9 protein-coding genes are annotated in these 18,612 nt (G+C 70.8%); 5 read left to right on the top strand and 4 right to left on the bottom strand.

Annotated features, from left to right (window positions below; translation table 11 throughout):
• Positions 1-5: 5 nt before the first annotated feature.
• Positions 6-1,445 carry a DUF1501 domain-containing protein gene (locus WME95_RS12520; RefSeq protein ID WP_437908601.1) on the bottom strand — a complete coding sequence of 480 codons (1,440 nt, stop codon included), beginning with the start codon at positions 1,443-1,445 and terminating at the stop codon, positions 6-8.
• 642 nt (positions 1,446-2,087) lie between these two features.
• Between WME95_RS12520 and WME95_RS12515 the strand changes: the two genes are divergently transcribed.
• A complete protein-coding gene (locus WME95_RS12515) occupies positions 2,088-3,002 on the top strand; it encodes a nuclear transport factor 2 family protein (protein ID WP_437908600.1) in 915 nt (304 codons plus the stop codon).
• A 159-nt stretch (positions 3,003-3,161) separates the two neighbouring features.
• Here WME95_RS12515 and WME95_RS12510 read toward each other — a convergent pair whose 3' ends face one another.
• Together WME95_RS12510 and WME95_RS12505 are read right to left on the bottom strand one after the other, a co-directional pair.
• Positions 3,162-5,195 carry a bifunctional serine/threonine-protein kinase/formylglycine-generating enzyme family protein gene (locus WME95_RS12510; protein WP_437908599.1) on the bottom strand — a complete coding sequence of 678 codons (2,034 nt, stop codon included), beginning with the start codon at positions 5,193-5,195 and terminating at the stop codon, positions 3,162-3,164.
• Between the two features lie 75 nt (positions 5,196-5,270).
• Positions 5,271-7,643, bottom strand: a complete 2,373-nt coding sequence (locus WME95_RS12505; protein ID WP_437908598.1) for a glycoside hydrolase family 9 protein — start codon at positions 7,641-7,643, stop codon at positions 5,271-5,273.
• A gap of 314 nt (positions 7,644-7,957) precedes the next feature.
• Here WME95_RS12505 and WME95_RS12500 point away from each other — a divergent pair, with 314 nt between their 5' ends.
• From WME95_RS12500 to WME95_RS12490, 3 genes are all read left to right on the top strand, one after another.
• Complete coding sequence (locus WME95_RS12500) at positions 7,958-8,224, top strand: hypothetical protein (protein WP_437552019.1); 267 nt, start codon at positions 7,958-7,960, stop codon at positions 8,222-8,224.
• 219 nt (positions 8,225-8,443) lie between these two features.
• Positions 8,444-14,317, top strand: a complete 5,874-nt coding sequence (locus WME95_RS12495) for an AAA family ATPase (protein ID WP_437908597.1) — start codon at positions 8,444-8,446, stop codon at positions 14,315-14,317.
• Positions 14,318-14,324: 7 nt separating this feature from the next.
• A complete protein-coding gene (locus WME95_RS12490; protein WP_437908596.1) occupies positions 14,325-16,166 on the top strand; it encodes an ATP-binding protein in 1,842 nt (613 codons plus the stop codon).
• A gap of 34 nt (positions 16,167-16,200) precedes the next feature.
• Here WME95_RS12490 and WME95_RS12485 read toward each other — a convergent pair whose 3' ends face one another.
• Positions 16,201-17,415, bottom strand: a complete 1,215-nt coding sequence (locus WME95_RS12485) for a metallophosphoesterase (protein WP_437908595.1) — start codon at positions 17,413-17,415, stop codon at positions 16,201-16,203.
• Positions 17,416-17,693: 278 nt separating this feature from the next.
• Between WME95_RS12485 and WME95_RS12480 the strand changes: the two genes are divergently transcribed.
• Entirely contained in the window at positions 17,694-18,596 is a 903-nt protein-coding gene (locus WME95_RS12480) for a bestrophin family protein (protein WP_437908594.1), read from the top strand.
• Positions 18,597-18,612 lie beyond the last annotated feature (16 nt).

The raw sequence follows: 18,612 nt of genomic DNA, 5'->3' as shown, positions 1-18,612 counted from the left end.
TCCTCTCACGCCTGGAAGAACGGCTGCTCGTACGACGACGGCATCCCCGGCGGCAGCTCTTGGAACGCAAAGTTGTCCGTGACGTGCGGATCGATACCGGCCGCGGTCAGCGCCACGCACGCGAGGTTGGCCGGCGTATACCTGCCGGCCGGAGAACCCGCCGTCCAGTCGATGGAGCCGATCAGCTTCGGCTCCCCCGAGGCCGTGGGCTGGATGGGACCACCGATGAGCACGACCACGTAGCCTCGACCGTAGTGGTTGCGGCCAGTGGTTCCTTGCGGGTCCGGGGTGCGGCCGAACTCCGTGTTGAGGATGATCAGCGTGTCGTCGATGCTGACGCGGCTTGCCGCCGGCGTGGCCGTGCTCGTCACCCGAGACAGCTCCTTGAGGAGAAGAAACAGGTTGCCGAACGTCACGCCGGCGGTATGCCCGTGGCCGTCGTACGCCGCAGCGGTGTCAGTTCCGATGCCGACATCGACCATGCCCACGTAACGCGTGCCCTTCGTGTTGAAGAGCCAGGCCGCCATATCGAGGCATGCCGCCGTGGTGTTGCGCGGCGTTCCAGCGGAGCTCACGTTCGTCGAGCAATGCGCGAGCGACGCGCCCTCGCCGCGGAGGCTCGAGTTGAATACGCCCGTGAGGCTCGGGCTCCCGGGCAGGCTGTCGAGCGCGGCCCTGTAAGCGTCGTACCCGCGAGATCGAGATCCGTCGAGGTTGGTCTCATAGAGGTCGGCGTAGTAGCTCGTCAGCGCATCGGCTCCCGCGTTGACGCCGGTCCGCGAGGCCCAGTCGGCCATCTCGCTCACGCCGGAGCTCATGGGGACGAGCACGGGCCGCGCCGCGGAGCCGTGCCCGCCGACCGAGAGCCACGCGGAGAACGCGTCGTCGTCTCCGGGGAAGAAGCGCCCGTTATCGGGCATCAGGACGTAGGACGTGTGCTGTTCCGGGTAGCGGCGCTTGATCGCGGCGCCGAGGCTCGCCGCGCGCCCATCGCCCAGACGACGTCCCGTGAGCGCGAGCGGGATCGCCACAGGATGCGCGTTGAACTCGTGCGTCATCGTGACGACGCGCGTACGGGCCAGGAGGTCGGGCCGGCTCCACAGGGGGGACGTCGCGACGCTCCATTTCATCCCCCCGAGCGTCTGCACGGTCGCTCCAGTTTGGGTACTTCCGCAGTGCGTCAGCAGCGCCGTCGAATTGAATGCGCTGAGCAGGTTGGCTTTGAACAGGGTATCTCGCAGATCGACATGGAACGACTCCCACGCGGAGAGCCCCCCGTAGAGGAAGATCTCGAGGATCTTCTTCGGCCCACCCCACGTGGCCACGCTCGGATACGGGGCCCAGGACTCCCCCACCGGGCCATCTGCCCAGGCGGGCCGGCCGGGCAACGCCGCTGCGGCGGCGAGCGCGCCGGCGCCCGTCAACAGTTTTCGTCGAGAAATCATGCTCTTCTCCTGCGTCTCAACACGGGACTGAAAGAAGCGCCGCGCCCGGCCGCAATCGCGATCGACGTGCCGGGCTGCGCAGCGGACAACGCGCTCGCGGAGTTGCGAGCGCAGCGAGGCCCAGAGCAAGTTCCATTCCTGGTGGGTGAGCTCGGGACGCGGGGTGGCGATCGCTCAACGAGGGCGCGCGAGCGTGGCTCGTGCTTCGACGACGCCGCGGACGCGAGGGCACGTGCGCACGCGCACGCCGGACGAGAGATGAAGACGGGAGGAGGAGGCGTGATATGTCACGGATCGAGCGTGACATGTCACGGGGCGAGCGTGACATGTCACGGAGCGAGCGTGACATGTCACGGAGCGAGCGTGCCCCCATGGGGACGAGCGGAGCCCTGGTAACACTTCAGACCGGGAGCCCCGCCGGATGCGGCGGGGAGGACGGCGCAGGCGGCAGTGCGGCGGGGGCGGATCGATGCATTGGCGGTCGCGCTGCCGCCTCTGGCCCACAGGCGAGCGAGGGCGCAGCAAAACAGCGCGCGACGCGCCGCGGAGGCCGCCCGTGGGCTGGCGCGGCGAGGGCGAGATCGATTCGAGGTCCGCGCGCCGCGGATTGCCTCCCGGCGCGCGATGCGATACGCGGTATCAATGCATTTCGCTCCTTGGCTCGGACTGGCAGCAATCTGCTTCTTCGTGGCGTGCTCCGGGGAGCGGGACGACCCTCCGGACGGACGCGGCGGCGCCGCCAGTGACACGATGATGGCGGGGAGCGGCGGCGCGGGCGGCGGCAGCCCAGCCGGCGTCGGTGGGGGCGGTGCGGGGGGAAGCGGCTGTGATCCGGAGCTCGCGCGCGCGAACAAGGCCCTCGTCGGGCAGGCCCTCGACGAGCTGCTCGTCGACAAGGATGTCACGGCGGTCGATCGCTACTGGGCCGACCCGTACCTCCGGCACCATCCGGGGGCGCCGAGCGACCTCGCGGCGTTCAGGACCCTGATGAGCTATGAAGTCGCGTCGCTGGGGTTCGGCTACGAGCGCCTGCGCACGCTGGCCGAGTGCGACCTGGTGGTCGTGCATGGCCGCTACTCGGACGCCGGCGTGATCTTCGACATGTACCGTGTCAAAGACGATAAGATCGTGGAGCACTGGGACTCCAACACGGCCGAGGCTTCGGATGCCGCCGGCCCGACGGAGATCGAGGACGAGGCGCTCACGGCGCAGAACAGAGAGCTCGCGCTGAGCTTCATCGACGCCGTGCTCGTCGACGGGGAGCACGCGCGCGTCTCCGAGTTCCTTGACGCGAGCTACGTCGAGCACCGCTATGCCACGGCGACCGGCCCCGCCGCGCTCATCGAGTACGTGGAGAGGGACTACCTCACCTACTACAAGGTGCATCACGTCGTCGCCGATGGAAACTTCGTATTCACCCTCTCCGAAGTGTCGCGCGGCGGAGGCGCCTACGGTATATATGACCTGTTCCGCGTCGACGACGGCGCCATCGTCGAGCACTGGGACTCACGGCGCATCGTGCCCGCCTCGACCGACAGCGAACTCCCGATCTTCTAGAGCGCTTTTCAGCCGAGCCCAGTACGAGCGTCGCAGAGCGGCGGTCACCCGCACAGGAGACGGGTCCAGATCGGCGTTTTCGGCGCGGAAGCGCACTCCGGTGCGCTGAGCACCGAAAACGTCGAGATGGGCCCGTATCCGAAGCGGGTGACCGCCGCTCTAGGGGTCCTTGGCGCAGCGGAAGCCGATGCTCCAGCCGCGCGCCGTCGAAGCGCTCGGGCGGCGGTGCGCGGAGCGCACATACTGGCTCTCGACCGTATCCCACCCGCCGCCGCGGAGCACACGGCGGGAGTCGTCGCAATCGTCCCTGTCGTAAGGGCAATAATGGCTCTCGGTCCACTCCCAGACGTTGCCGGCCAGGTCCAGGGCGCCGGCGGGCGATCTCCCGGCCGGCGATCGTCCGACGGGGGCGGTCGCCGGGGCCGCGTCGCCGTCGTTGTACATGCGAGGCCACGGCCCCTTCCCTACCTTCTCCAGCCGCTCCGTCAGCATCCGGCTGCACTCGGGCCCGCAGGCGTTGAGGCGCTCGCCCGAGGGCGGCGCGTGGCCCCAGGGGTAGGTCCGGGCGTCCTCGCCGCGCGCCGCGAGCTCCCACTCCGCCTCGGTGGGCAGCCGCTTGCCGGAGGCGGCGCAATACGCCTTCGCCTGGTACCAGTCGACGCAGTTGATGGGGTGGTCCAGCGCCTCGGGGCCGTTGCAGAACTGGCTCCAGAAGGAGCGGCCGCTGGGCGTCAGCCCCTCCGACTCGACGGTCTTCTGCGGGCGAGCGCAGGCCTCGCAGTCCGAGTAGGCCTTCACCGTCACCTCGGTGACGTCGAGGCAGAACCGACCCACGGTCACGCCATGTCGCGGCGTCTCGTCGCTGGGCGTCTCCGCGTCCGCGTCGGAGCCCATCTGGAACTCGGTGCCTTCGACGAGCACCATGCCGGCCGGGCAGCCGCCCGATCCGGCCGACGGCTCGCGCAGGAAGAGGTACCCCCCCGCGCACGCGGCGCACGCGGCGGCGGCGAGCGGCGCGGCGCGGCGGAGGCGCCTCTCGCGCGCGCGCTCGCCGCCTCCGCGGCCCCGCGCCGCGGGCCGCGGGGGCGGCTCGCGCGCGCGCTGGTGGAGCACGGTGTGGCCAGCCGCGGTGTCAGGGACAGGGGCCGCCGTCACAGGGTCGCCCGCGAGCGCGCCTGAGCTCGCGAGCGTGCCCGAGGTGACAGGCTCTCTCGCGAGCTCGTCGGCGCCGTGGGGCGCGCCCAGAAGAGCGACCGGCGCGGCCACGGTCGTGGCGAACGCGGCCGGGTGATGGCGGCCCGCGGGCGCGTCGACCTCCGCCGTCCGGACCTCCAGGCTCGGAAACGCATCGACCATCTCGCGCGCCGACTGGAATCGGCAGGTCGGATCGACGGAGAGCGCCTTGGAGAACCAGTCGTCGATCGACGCCGGCAGGCCCGGCCTCTGCTCGCTTGCGGGGCGGAATCTCCCCTTCAGGACCGCCGCGCCGACGGAGACGAACGAGCTGCCCTGGAACGGCTGCGCGCCGGTCAGCGCCTCGTAGAGGATGACGCCGAGCGACCAGAGATCGGAGCGGAGATCGACGTCCTTGCTCCCCTCGAGCTGCTCGGGGCTCATGTACGGGGCCGATCCGATCACCATCCCGGTCTCGGTGAGCGCGGGGTTCGCCGCCGGCGCCGCCGCGTCGCCCGCCACCTTCGCGACGCCGAAGTCGAGCACCTTGACGAAGAGCGGGTATCCCTGGCCCCCCTCCGTGATGAAGACGTTGTGGGGCTTGATGTCGCGGTGCACGATGCCGAGCTCGTGGGCGCTCTCGAGCGCGCTCCCCACCTGCCGCGCGAGCGACCTCGCGGTGGCGAAGCTGAGGCGGCCGCCGCGCTCGAGGAGCTCGGCCAGCGAGAAGCCGCGCAGGAGCTCCATCACGAGGTACGGCACGGCGCCGTCGACGACGCCGTAGTCCATGACCTGCACCACGTGCGGGTGCGCGATCCGCGCCGTGGCCCTCGCCTCGCGCTGGAAGCGCGCGACGAGGGCAGGACGCTCCGCCGCCCGCTCGGGGCGGATGAACTTCACCGCGACGTCGGTGTCGAGGGCGAGGTGCCGCGCCGCCCACACGACGCCCATCCCGCCCTGCCCGAGAGGCCTCAGCAGGTGCAGCTTGTCCGCGATGACGGCGTCGGGTCGGAGCTCCACGAGGACGAGGCGGATGGTACCACCGGCGCGCCGGCGGCCGCACCGTGGCCGGCGGGAGCCCTCAGGCCAACGTGGCTACGGCTTCGCCTTCTCGTCGAGGAAGCCGGTCACCCACGCGAGCGGCGCGTTCCAGTTGATCGTGATCTCGTTCACGCTCCAGGCCTCGATGTTGTCCACGAAGCACCGCTGCGCGACGCACCCCTTGAGGCCGGCGCTCTGGACGTAAGGATCCTGGAGCGAGGAGTTCGGGCCGCCGGAGACCGCGCCGGGCGGCGCCTTCGGGTACTTGCTGTTCGCCTGGTGCGCCCAGAACCGGTGGTGCGGGTTCTCGAGCGGCTTGTCGCCGTAGCCGGTCACGTACGACTGCCCGAGCGGGTTGCGCCCGAGGATGTAGTCCATGCCCAGCACCACGCCGTCGAGGTACTTCGGCTGCTTGGTGAAGTCGTGGGCGAGCGCCACCACGAGCATGTTGTTCAGCACGGCCGAGTTCGAGCCCCAGTCGTACTTGCCTTCAGGCGTCCGAGCGACGAGCGTCCGGTACCCCTCCTTGTCCGCGATGGCGAGGTACTGGTCGGCCGCCTTCGCGATGCGGCCGCGGATCTGCTGCTGCCACGCCGCGTCCACGTGGCCGGGCACGATCGCCATCGAGATCTGGCCGAGCCCGTCCGTGACCCCCCAGTAGATCTCCATCGGGAACCGCGCGTTGAGCGGCGAGGCCTGCAGGAACTGCTTATATTCCGGCTTCCCCGTCGTGACGAAGAGCTCCGCCGCGGCCCAGTAGAACTCGTCCTTGGCGTCCTTGTCGTCGTAGGGCCCGCCGCCCTTGTCGCCGCCGGGCGGCGCGTAGAGGGCCGGGTTCTGCTTCGCCGCCGCCCAGGCGCGCTCGGCGGCCTTCAGGCACTTGGCCGAGAACGCCGCGTCCACCGTCTTCCAGATGCGCGCGCACTGCGCCCCCGTGGCCGCGACGTTGAGCGTCGCCGCGGTGCTCGGCTTGTGGAGGAAGCGCGCCTGCTTGTCCTCGTGCGGCGCGAGGCCGAGGCCCGTCCACGACTCGTCGTGCATCTTGTGGTGGACCATGCCGGCGAGCGGCTTGCCTTCCGGCACCTGCATGCCCAGCAGGAACTCGAGCTCCCAGCGCGCCTCGTCGAGGATGTCGGGCACACCGTTCTTGCCCTCGGGGATGTTGAGCTTGCCGTCCGCGAAGTCGGCGCTCGAGGCGCCGATGTGCTTCGTGCGCTCGTACCAGTTGAGCAGCGTCCACACCGAGATGCCGCCGTTGACGACGTACTTGCCGTGGTCGCCGGCGTCGTACCAGCCGCGGGACGCGTCGAGCGAATAGTCGCAGCCGCTGTCCTTCAGGCAGGGCGTGCTCTTGTCGTGGAGGTGCCCCGCCGGGCGCGCCAGCTCGGGCTTGCCGGCGAACGGCATCTTGATCTCGATGCCGCTCCGGTTGTGGTAGAAGTACGCGAGCGCGTCGTACTTGAGCTTCTGGTAAAGGCCAGTTCCGATGTCGAATGGAAAGCTCTTGTCCTCACCCACCTTGAGCACGTAGCCCTGGCCAGGCGCCTTGACGGCCGTGAAGTCGACGAGGTGGACGTGATCGCCGGAGGCGCCGTCCTTTCCGAAGACCTTGGTCTGGCCGTGGGCGACCGACTTGCCGGAGGCGTCGAGCAGCTCCCACGCGACCGGCGCGGTCGCCGCGCTGTTCACGGTGGCGATCTTGATGGCGCCGGGCAGATACCCGACCTGGTTCACGGCGACCTTCGGCGCCGCCGCCTCGGCCACGGGCGCGGCGGCCTTGAACTGGGGGTCGTCCAGGCGGATGTCGTCGATGCAGACCTCGAACGGCTCCTTGGCCGACGCCATGGCGCCGCCGATGTGGAACGCGAGCTCCGCCGTGGCGTCATCGGCCTTCCCCATCGTGAACTTGCCGGAGAAGGTCTTCGGCTCGGTCCCGAGGATCACGGTGTCCGACCAGTACTCCTCGTAAGGCGGCCCCGACATGCCGACCTTCGGCCGCGCCTTCGTGGGCGAGGACGCCCAGGCCTTGTACTCGAGGGTGTAGCTGTGCCCCTTCTGGATCACCATCTCCCGGTGGCGGAACTGGGCGTCCCAGTTGTTTGACCCCTTGTTCGTCACCGTGACGCAATAGGCCCCCTTCTTCACCTCGGCGCTGCCCGCGCCTGGCGCGGTGAACGAGGTGGTCCAGGGCAGGCTCTTGTTGTCGTCGAAGTTGGATGCCTTGAGCAGGTTGGTCTGCGCGGGCGTGGAGCCGCCCGCGGCGCTCGCGTCACCGCCCGCGCCGGGGCCCGCGCCGCCAGGAGGGGCGGCCCCCGCGCCGGGGCCCTGCGTGACCACGCATCCAGCGCTCAGCCCGAGCGCGAGCGCGAGCGCGGACACCCGCCCCGCTCGGCGGAGGATCGACTGCTTGAGAAAAAGGTCCTTCATAAGTCCTCGGTTCACGACTGGGAGCAATCGGCGCATAGAAAGCGGCGATTCCGCCCGTCTTGTCAAGCGCAATCCTTCCCGACGCGCGGGTTCGAGGCGTCGCGGCGGCCGTCCCGTCGACCTTCGCCAGCCGGCGGCGCGCGGCCTGCCATCACCCGCCATCCCGCGCGGCCCTGCGGCGCGCAGCGATCCCGCGCGATCTGCTGCGCGCGGAAGGCCCAGCAAGTTCGCGCTGGTACCCGTGGCGAGGCCGCACTAACCTCCGCCGCACTCGCGCCGTACCAGGATGGCGATCGAGCACCCCAGGAGACGACATGGCAAAGCACAGCTTCTCAGTCCCCTTCAGCGGATCCTCTCAAGACATCGTCGCGAAGGCCAAGACGGCGATCGAGAAGGCCGGCGGCAAGTTCACGGGCAACGAGGGCAAGGGCGACTTCTCGGTGCCGACGCCGGCGGGGACGGTGAAGGGGACGTATGCCGTCTCGGCTCAGAGCTTCTCCGTGGATATCACGGACAAGCCCTTCATCGTGCCCGGCAGCGCGATCGAGTCCCAGGTGCGCAAGTTCCTCGAGACGGCCTGAGCCCTCTCGGAGCGCCCGGCGTCCTTGGCGCGCCTGGCGGCTCATCATCCCGGCAGGGTGGGGGATTTCCTTCACCCCCCCTGCTGATGGACTCGCTGGCCGGCACAACTCTCTTGTGCGGCGCGGCCATTCCCGACCAGACCCTCGACACCAGCGCGTGCGATCGAGCTCATTCACGATAACGAGTGACAAGCGCCCTCGCGTCGTCGAGAATTCGACATGGACTACGTTACGGGGGAGGTCCTGCACACGGATACGTGCGTCGCGCGAGCGGCCGAGTCCAAGAGCGGCGCGCCAGCGATGCCGAAAGCTCCCTGCGGCGAGCCGCCGATTCCGCGCTCGCTCGCGAAGCCGGTCCCCGTGCTGGAGCCCTGGGTCGATGCCTCGCTGGCGCGCGTGCTCGACCAGGGCCCGCTGCCGGTGGGGGGCGCGCTGCGCCTGGGCGCCGCGGTTGCGCGCAGCCTGGGCGAGGTGCACCGGCGCGGCGTCCTCCACCGCGACATCAAGCCGGACAACATCCTGGTCGACGCCGAGCGGACGCGCGCCTGCTTGATCGGCTTCGGGCTCGCGACCTGGTGGACGCCCCAGCTCGCCGCGCAGAGGTCGCCGGAGGCGGTCTCCGGAACGCTGGCGTACATGGCGCCCGAGCAGACGGGCCGAATGAACCGAGCGCCGGACGCCCGGGCGGACCTGTACGCGCTGGGCGCCACGCTCTACCAGCTGCTGACCGGCGCGCTGCCCTTCGACGCGACCGACGCGCTGGAGCTGATCCACGCGCACATCGCCCGGGCGCCGGTGCCCCCGCACGAGCGGGCGCAGGAGCGGAGCATCCCCGAGGCCGTGAGCGCGATCGTGCTCAAGCTGATGGCCAAGAGGCCCGAGGACCGCTACCAGACGGCGAGCGGCGCGGCCTGGGATCTGGAGCGGGCCGCGCGGGCCTGGGTCGAGACGGGGACCGTGGCGCCGTTTCCGCTGGCGAAGCGCGACTGGGACGATCGGGTCCGAGCCCCCTCGCGCCTGTTCGGCCGGGAGCGCGAGAGCGCCGCGCTCGCGGCGCTGTTCGACCAGGCGTGCGGCGGCGCGACGGTCCTGGCGCTGGTGGCAGGGCCGTCGGGCGTGGGCAAGTCGGCGCTCGTGCAGGCGCTGCAGGGCCAGGTGCGCGCGCGGCGGGGGATCTTCGCCGCCGGCAAGTTCGACCAGCTGCAGCGCAGCACGCCGTACGCGGCGCTGGCGCAGGCGCTGCGGTCGGTGGTGCGGCGGCGGCTGGCGGACCCGGCCGAGGTGCTGGAGCGCTGGAGGCAAGCCTTTCAGGAAGCCGCAGGGCCGAACGGGCAGATCCTCGTCGAGCTCATGCCCGAGCTCGTGCACATCCTGGGCGAGCCGAAGCCGCTGGTCGAGCTCGGGCCGATGGAGGCCAAGCTCCGCTTCCAGACGACGGTGCTGCGCTTCGTGCGGACGCTGGCCACGGCCGAGCACCCGCTGGCGCTGTTCATCGATGACCTGCAGTGGGCGGATGATGCGTCGCTGGCGCTCCTCAGCGAGCTGCTGAAGGAGCCCGCGGGCCAGCACCTGCTCGTGGTGGGGGCCTACCGGGACGAGGCGGTGAGCCCGGAGCACCCGTTGAAGGCGCTGCTCTCGGCCTCCGCGGCCCCGGGCGCCGTGACCGGACGGATCGCGCTTTCGCCGCTCGGCGCGGAAGCGGTCGCGGCGATGGTGGCGGACATGCTCGATCGGCCCGAGGCCGAGGTGGAGGAGCTCTCGCGGCTGGTCAAGGACAAGACGGACGGCAGCCCGTTCTTCGTCGGGCAGTCTCTGCAGCTCTTGCACGAGCGGAAGCTGCTCTCGCGCGACGCGGAGACGGGGCGGTGGCACTGGCAGCGAGAGGCGATCGAGCGGGCGGGGATCACGGACAACGTCGTCGCGCTGCTGACCCGCAGGCTGGAGCGGCTGTCGCCCGAGCTGCAGCGGGCGCTGCAGACGGCGGCGTGCGCCGGCGACCGGTTCGACGCGGAGCTCCTGGCGCACCTTTTGGGGCAAGAGGCGGAGGCGGTCAGCGCCCTCCTGGCGGAGGCGGCGCGCGAGGGGCTCCTGGTGCACGAGGCCGATCGGGGGCACGAGGCCTACGCCTTCGTGCACGACCGGGTCCAGCAGGCCGCCTACGAGGCGCTCACGGCAGAGCAGCGGCTGTCGCTGCACCTGTGGATCGGCCGAGCGCTGCGGGCTCGGTACGGCGTCGCGTGCGCCGATGGGGAGCTGTTCGCGACGCTCTACCACCGCAACCGGGCCGCCGAGCGGCTGACGGACGCCCAGGAGAAGCGCGATCTTTCGGAGCAGAACCTGCGCGCGGGGCAGCGGGCCAAGGCCAGCGCGGCCCACGCGCAGGCCGTGGCGTTCCTCGGGACAGCCGCGTCGCAGCTGGGCGAGGAGGGGTGGACGGAGGCCCCGGAGACGACCTTCGAGGTGCACCTGGCCATGGCCGAGGCGCTCTGGCTCGCGGAGCGGGTCGACGAAGCGGAGCGGCTCTTTCAGCGCTGCCTGGAGCGATCGCGGGACGCGCTCGAGCGCGCGCGCGTGGCCAGCGTCCTGATCGTGTTTCTCCATGTCACCGGCCGCTTCGCGCAGGGCATCGAGCTCGGCCTCTCGGCGATGGCGTGGCTCGGGCGGCCGCTGCCGAGGACCCCGGAGGAGCATCAGGCGCTGTTCGACGCGCTCATCACCGAGATCGAGCCCGCCCTGCAGCGCATGACCGTCGAGGACTGGAAGGCGCTGCCGATGAGCACCGACCGCGCCCACGCGCTGCGGTGCAGGATCCTGGAGGTGCTGGGGCCCTGCGCCGCCTTCTGGATGCCCTCGCTGAGCCGGTGCTGCTCGCCGATGCTCGCGCTGGAGACGCTGCGGTACGGGCTGACGAAGAGCTCGTTCGCGGGCTGCGTGTGCACGGCGTTGCTCCTGGCCTACCTCCTGGGGAAGCTGCCTTTGGGGCGCCGGCTGAGCGAGCCCATGCTCGCGCTCGTCGATCGGTACGACGTCGCGCGCGCCACGGCGCGCTTCAACGCCACGGTGGCCGCCATGTACTGGACGCCGCCTCCGGAGATGAGGGAGCTGTACGCGCGCGCGGCGCGCACCGCCGCCGAGGAGCGCGACCTCGTCGCCGAGGCCTTCAGCGAGATCCAGGGGGCGATGTTCGAGCTGATCGCCGGAGATGACCTCGATCGCGTCACGCGCGACCTCGACCGCATGGCCTACCGCGACCCGATGGCCATGGACTTCCGGAACGTCCTTGCCCGCTCGGTCGGCACGCTCACGCAGGCCCAGGCCGCGCGCGCCTTGGAGCAGGCGCTCGAGGAGATCGCGCGACCCGCGCGGGACGCGAAATCGATGGCGCTCCTGACCGCCTCGATGGCCATCGCGGGGTGGACCGGGGTCCATTTCGGCGCTGACGCGTGGGCGGTCGAGGCGGTCCTCGTCGTCGAGCCGGAGTGGCAGGTCTCGTGGGGCACTCCCATGCTCATCGCCCTGACGTTCGCGCTCTGCGTCGCCGGAGCGCACGCCCTCCCCACCGCCAGCGCCGAGCGGCGCGCGCTGCTCGAGGATCGGCTGGCCTTTCACGGCGCGCGCCTCGCCCTCTGGGCCCAGGGCTGCCCCGAGAGCTTCGAGGCCGTGCGCCTGCTGATGGAGGCGGGCCGCGCTCGCGCCCGGGAAGAGCACGAGGAGGCCGGGCGGCTGTACGACCAGGCCATCGAGCAGGCCCGCGACCAGGATCGGGTCAACACGGAGGCGCTCGGCCTGCGCCTGGCCGGCGAGCACCGCCTCGCCCGCGGGCACCGCGCCCTGGCCCGCGCCTATCTCTCGGCCGCGCACGACGCCTACCTGCGCTGGGGGGCGCGCGCGGCGGCCGCGCGGCTCGCCCAGCGCTACCCGGACAGCATCGCGGCCTCGGGCCACCCGGCGCTCGCGGGGGACGAGCCGCCGGACGGGGCGCCCGTGCCGACGAGCACGACCATCACCGACCGCACGCTCCACGCGTACCTGGAGATCGCCTCGGCGCTGCGCGCCGCGCAGGCGCTCTCCGGCGACCGCAACCTCGGCTCGCTCGTCAGCCACATGCTCCGCCTGCTCGCCGAGTACTCCGGCGCCGAGCGCGCCGTGCTCGCCCTCACGCGGGGCGGCGAGCTCGTCATCGCGGCGCTGCTCACCGTCAATCCCCAGCAGGTCGAGCTGGCGCTCGACGAGCCCGTCGCCGGCTCGACGCGGCTGCCGGCGACGCTCGTGCAGTACGTCGCGCGCGGCAAGGAGCCGGTGGTGCTCGGGCAGGCCGCGTGCGACAGCCGCTTCGACGAGGACCCTTACCTGCTCGCCCGCCGGCCCGGCTCGGTGCTCGCCGTGCCGCTCGTGCACCAGGGGCGCCTCTCCGGGGTGATGTACCTGGAGCACCCGAGCGTGGAGGACGCCTTCCCCCAGGCCCGCGTCGAGCTGGTGACGCTCCTCGGCGCGCTGGCGGCGACGGCGGTGGAGAACGCCACGTTCTCTACCGAGCTCTCGGCCTACAGCGAGCGGCTGGCGCGCGAGGTGGAGCAGCGCACCGCCGAGCTGGAAGCCGCGAAGCAGGCGGCAGACCTCGCCAGCCGCGCCAAGAGCGAGTTCCTGTCCAGCATGAGCCACGAGCTGCGCACGCCGCTCAACAGCGTCCTCGGCTATGCGCAGGTGCTCGGCCGGCTGCCCGACCTGCCCCCCAAAGCCGCCGACGCGGCCCGCGTCATCCACACCGCCGGCACGCACCTGCTCGGCCTCATCAATGACGTGCTCGATCTGGCCAAGATCGAGGCCGGCAAGATGGACGTGCGCCCGACCGCGGTGGACCTGCCCACGCTCGTCCGGACCGTGGCCAACCTCTGCCGGGTGCGCGCCGTGGAGAAGGGTCTCTCGTTCGCTTACGAGCGTGTCGGCCCCGAGCGGCTGGGGGTGCGCGCCGACGAGAAGCGGCTGACGCAGGTGCTGCTCAACCTGCTGGGCAATGCCATCAAGTTCACCGAGCAGGGCGGGGTGACATTGCGCGTCGAGGTGCTGGAGCCGCCGGAGGACCGATGGCGCACGGTGCGCTTCCAGATCGAGGACACCGGCCCCGGCATCGCCCCCGAGCACCTCGGGCGCATCTTCGAGGCCTTCGAGCAGGTCGGCGACGAGGAGCGGCGCGCCGAGGGCACAGGGCTGGGGCTGGCGATCACGAAGAAGCTCATCGAGCGACTGGGCGGCAGCATCGAGGTCGACAGCCAGCCCGGCCGAGGCACGGTCTTCACGGCGACGCTCCGGCTGCTCGAGGCGACCGCGCCCGAGGGGCGCGCGGGGCTGTCGTGGGAGGCGATCACCGGGTACGAGGGCGAGCGCCGCACGATCCTCGTGGTGGACGACAACGCCGAGAACCGCGCGCTGCTGCGCGACTTGCTGGAGCCGCTCGGCTTCGAGCTGCTGGAGGCCGACGGCGGCGAGCGCGCGCTCGCGCTGGCCCTCGACCGGACGCCGGACGTCATCGTGATGGACCTGGCCATGCCGGGCATGGACGGATACGAGGCGACACGGCGCTTGCGGCAAAGGCCCGAGCTCGCCCGAACGGCGATCATCGCCTCGTCTGCCAGCATTTCGGAGGTCGAGCGGCACAAGAGCCTGAGCGCGGGATGTGACGACTTTCTGTCCAAGCCGGTACAGGCCGGCGCGTTTCTGGAGCTGCTCCGAGGCACGCTCCAGCTCGAGTGGCGGCGCCGAGCGGGGCAGGGCGCGGCCGTGCTCACGCCCGCCATGGCCGATGCGGAGCTCTGCGCGCTCCCCGCCCCACCGGCCCAGGAGCTGGCTCGGCTCGTCGAGCTGGCCGACAGAGGGCTCGTCACCCAGGTGCTGAACGAGCTCGATCGGCTCGAGGAGGCCGACCCGCAGCTCGGAGCGTGGAGCGGGCAGGTGCGCGCGGTGGCGCGAAGCTTCCAGATCAAGCGGCTCCGCGGTATGCTCCAGGCGCAGCTCCGGTACGGCATCACGACAGCTCCCCCGACCGCGCAGCCCGAACGACGGCCATGGCGGGCGCGCCCAGGCGAAGAGCCCTAGCGGGCGGATGTGTCAGAAGGTTGTCGCGACCGGTTCACGCTGGCGCTACGTTGCCATCGTCTCCAATGAACACAACCTCAGAGCCTGGTGCCCCGTGCATACCATCCTGATGGTCGACGATGTGCCGGAGAGCATGGCCGCGACAGCCGCTCAGCTCGAGGAGCGAGGCTTTCGGGTGGCGGTCGCTCAAGATGGTGAAGATGCGCTGGAGCGGGCCGCGCTCCTTTCTCCCGATTTGATCCTGCTCGATGTGTTGATGCCGGGAATGGACGGCTTCGAGACGTGCCGGCGCCTGAAAGCGTCTGAAAGCACCAGGGGCATTCCGGTGATCTTCATGACCGCGCTGGAAGAGACGGCCCACAAGGTGGCCGGGTTCGAGGCCGGCGGCGTCGATTACGTCATCAAGCCTCTGGAGCTCGACGAGGTCCTGGTGCGGATCAAGACACACCTGGAGCTGTATACGATGCGCGCGGAGCTCGAGGCGCAGAACGTGCAGTTGCGGCGGGAAATCGAGGAGCGCCAGCGATTGGAGGCCGCGCTGCGAGGCGCCCACGACAAGCTGGAGCGGAGAGTGGAGGAGCGCACGGCCGAGCTTGCGGCGGCCAACGATCTCCTGAAACAGGAGAACTGCGAGCGAAAGCGGGCCGAGGAGACATTGCGCGAAAGCCAGGCCATGCTGCAGGCCATCATCGACAATTCGGCGGCCATGGTCTACGTGAAGGACCTGCAGGGCCGATACCTGCTGAGCAACCGCCGTTTCAGGCAGCTGTTCCACGCGGCGCTGGGGTCGAACGAGTCGGTCAAGTCGATCGTCGGCATGACCGACCACGATCTCTTCCCCCCGGAGCAGGCCGAGCTATTCCGCTCTTTCGACAGGCGGGTGCTGGAGGCCCAGGAGCCCCTGGAGACCGAGGAGGTGGTGCCGCAGGGCGACGGGATGCACACCTATATCTCGGTCAAGTGCCCCCTGTTCGACGCGGAAGGCAAGCCCTATGCGGTGTGCGCCATCTCCACGGACATCACCGAACGCAAGCGGGCGGAGGAAGAGCGGGAGAAGCTGCTGGCCAGCGAGCAGGCGGCGCGTTCCAGGGCCGAGGCCGCCGACCGGATGAAGGACGAGTTCCTCTGCACGCTCGGCCATGAGCTGCGAACGCCTTTGACCTCTATCCTCGGCTGGGCGCATATTCTTCTCCGCACGGACAAGCCCGACGCAGCCAGGGTGCAGCGCGGCCTCGAGGTGATCGAGCGCAACGGCATGGCCGAGCTGAAGCTCGTCGAGACGCTGCTCGACGTCTCCGCCATCCTCTGCGGCAAGGTGGAGCTGAAGCGGCAGCCGGTCAGCATGGCCGAGGTCGTCCAGGCGATCATCGACTCTGTAACTCCAGCCTCGGAGGCGAAGGACGTCTGCATTTCGCTGTCGCTCCGCTCGACGACCGGCCGGGTCTGGGGCGATCGCGGTCGCCTGGAGCAGATCGTGAGCAATCTGCTGAGCAACGCCGTCAAATTCACGCCCGCTGGCGGGCGCGTGACCGTGTCGCTGGAGGAGATGGGAGCGAAGACCCAACTCCGCATCAGCGATACCGGCGAGGGGATAAGCGCGAATTTTCTCCCCCATGTGTTCGACAAATTTCGCCGTGCAAACAGCTCGACCACCCGGTGGCACAGCGGGCTCGGCCTGGGGCTCTCGATCGTGCAGGATCTGGTGAGAATGCACGGCGGAGAGGTTCGCGCCGAGAGCGCCGGTGAGGGTCGGGGCGCGATGTTCATCGTGGACTTGCCCCTGATGCCGGTGGTCGACGAGGCCGCCGCTCCGGCTCCGGCCGACGCAGGGGAAGCGCGCTCGGTCTAGCGCTGCTGCGGGGAGGCGGACGGCGCCTGGCCCGTCAGACGCCGTCGCCGGCGAGGTGGACCTTGAGGACGCTCTCTTCCGCCGGCACGCCGAGCCGAAGGGGAAACCCGTAGTGTCCTGTCCCCCGGTGGACGTAGAGCCGATCGGGGCCGCGGGCCCACAGGCCATGATCCGGCATCTTCACGAAGAGCTGGAGGGCGGTCCAGGAGCCTCCGAGGCTGACCAGGCCGAGCTGCCCGCCGTGGGTGTGGCCCGAGAGCACGAGATCGCCCTCCCCCTCGCCGAGGTGGCGGAACGCGCCCGGATCGTGGAGCAGGACGAGCCGGAGCGCGCCCTTCCTGCGCGGGTGGCGGGCGCAGACCGCCGCCATGCGCTCGGCGCGATCGCGGTAATGGAAGTCCATCCCCAGGACCTGGACCGGCCCGGCGGCGGTCTCGACGAGCGCCGCGTCGTCCACGAGCAGGCGCGCCCCAGCGCGCTCCAGCGCGGTCGCGACGTGGCGGGGCGACTCGTGATCATGGTTGCCGTGGCACGCGAACACACGCCCCTCCAGGGCGCGGAGCGGGGAAAGGGCCTCGGCGAGGTGATCCGCGGTGTCCTGCGATTCCATCGTCAGGTAATCGCCGGTGAGCACGACGAGATCGGGATCGCGCTCCACCGCGCGCTCGCAGATGCCGCGGAGCCGAGCGACCGACATGAACGGACCGAGGTGAGGATCGGTGATCTGGACGATGCGGAGGGCCCGGCGCGCGCCGGGCGCCCCGTCGCGCGGCAGCGGGTGGCGGCGCAGCCCGTCGACCGGGGCGCGGTCGACGACGAGCTCGATCTCCTCGCGGCGGGCGGTGAGCGACTGGAGGATACCGACGACGGCGAGCGCGAAGGGCACCCAGAGGCCGTACGGCGTGGCCCCGAGCCCGCTCGCGATGGCCCACGGGAACGACAGGAAGATGGCCGCCACGAAGTAGGACGCGGGGATGCTCACGAGCGCGCGGTAGGCGAGCGGCCGCATCCGGGGGCGCGAGAGCAGGAGGAAGTGCAGGTACACCGCGCCCTGGAGGTACGCGAACCCCGGCGCGAGCGGGCCGACATGGCGGAAGAGCGCGCACGAGATCAGGGTGTGGATGCCGAGCAGCACGCCGACGAACCGCGCGTAGAGCCCGCCCCGGCGGCGCCTCGCCGCTGCTACGACGACGAGCCAGGCCAGGGCGGAGGCCGCCCAGAACAGGACGATGGGGGACGGGAAACTCAAGCGGCAGCTCCAGGCGACTCAGGCGTGCAGAGCCACCGCGGTCTGCCTGCCTGGTCGGACGTCGAGTCTCCCGCGTCCCGCGCGTCCGCGCCAGACGGCAGCGGACCGCTCGATGCACGGATGAGCCGGCTGGAACGGGGCGGCCGCGCGGTCCGGCCGGCGTTGCGGGACAGGCACCTTGCTGATACGGAGGAGGCGCTCGCTGGGGTCGCCGCCCGTGGACGGTACGGCGATGCGGCCTCTCTCCACCATGGCTCCTGCCACGAGGGTCGCGCCCGATGATCCCCTACGCGAGACGCGATTGGCTCCACCTGCTGGTCTCCCCGCGCGGCTCCCTCTCGCCGGGCGTGATGCGGCGCGTGCTGATCTTCGGGGCCATCGCGACGGCGCTGTGGCTCACGGACAGGTATATCCCTCGCGTGGGCCTCTCGATCGGCCTGTACGAGGTCGCGGGCGCGGTGATCGCGCTCATCCTCGCGTTCCGCACGAACACGTCCTATAACCGCTTCTGGGAGGGCCGGACGCTCTGGGGCTCGATCGTGAACGCGAGCCGCAACGTCACGCGCATCGTGAACGCGCATGCGGCGGTGGCCCCGTCGGCGGCGCGCGAGCTCGCCGTCTGGGTGGTGGTCTTCGCCCACGCCACGCGGCGGTCGCTGCGCGGGCAAGCCGAGCGCCCGGAAATCCAGCGGCTCCTGTCCGCGGAGCAAGCCGAGGCGATGGCGGCGCACGTCCACCCGCCGCTCTACGCCGCGCAGCAGGTCTCGGATCGGATCGCGGCGTTCGCGCGGGCCGGGAGCCTCGAGCGCAACATGGCGGTGTGCGCCGAGGAGGAGCTGAACATCCTGGTCAACTGCCTCGGGGGCTGCGAGCGCATCCTCAAGACGCCGACGCCCCTCGGCTACGTGCTGCTCTTGCAGCGCGGCGTGGTGCTCTACCTGGCCACGCTGCCCCTCGCGCTCATCGACGCGATCGGCGCCATGACGCCCATCGTGACGATGATGGTCGCCTACCCCGTCCTGATGATCGAGGCGATCGGCGGCGAGCTCGACGACCCGTTCGGCCACGAACCGAACGACCTGCCCCTCACGCGCATCTGCGACACCATCGAGCGCAACCTCCTCGGGTCGTCGCCGCTCAATCTGGTGATGGCGTCGAAGCCCGAGAGCCACCAGGACTGAGCGCAGCGCGGCGATG

Origin of the sequence: Sorangium sp. So ce327, from assembly GCF_051530205.1 — a bacterium.
Taxonomy (GTDB): domain Bacteria; phylum Myxococcota_A; class Polyangia; order Polyangiales; family Polyangiaceae; genus Sorangium; species Sorangium cellulosum_B.
This window is presented reverse-complemented; position numbering and strand designations above follow the sequence as displayed.

What these genes read in the sequence shown, in the direction of transcription:
- WME95_RS12490 (WP_437908596.1), top strand. Translation starts at nt 14,325, where the DNA reads ATGTGTCAGAAGGTTGTCGCGACCGGTTCACGCTGGCGCTACGTTGCC.
- WME95_RS12480 (WP_437908594.1), top strand. Translation starts at nt 17,694, where the DNA reads ATGATCCCCTACGCGAGACGCGATTGGCTCCACCTGCTGGTCTCCCCG.
- WME95_RS12515 (WP_437908600.1), top strand. Translation starts at nt 2,088, where the DNA reads ATGCATTTCGCTCCTTGGCTCGGACTGGCAGCAATCTGCTTCTTCGTG.
- WME95_RS12495 (WP_437908597.1), top strand. Translation starts at nt 8,444, where the DNA reads ATGGACTACGTTACGGGGGAGGTCCTGCACACGGATACGTGCGTCGCG.
- WME95_RS12520 (WP_437908601.1), bottom strand. Translation starts at nt 1,445, where the DNA reads ATGATTTCTCGACGAAAACTGTTGACGGGCGCCGGCGCGCTCGCCGCC.
- WME95_RS12500 (WP_437552019.1), top strand. Translation starts at nt 7,958, where the DNA reads ATGGCAAAGCACAGCTTCTCAGTCCCCTTCAGCGGATCCTCTCAAGAC.
- WME95_RS12505 (WP_437908598.1), bottom strand. Translation starts at nt 7,643, where the DNA reads ATGAAGGACCTTTTTCTCAAGCAGTCGATCCTCCGCCGAGCGGGGCGG.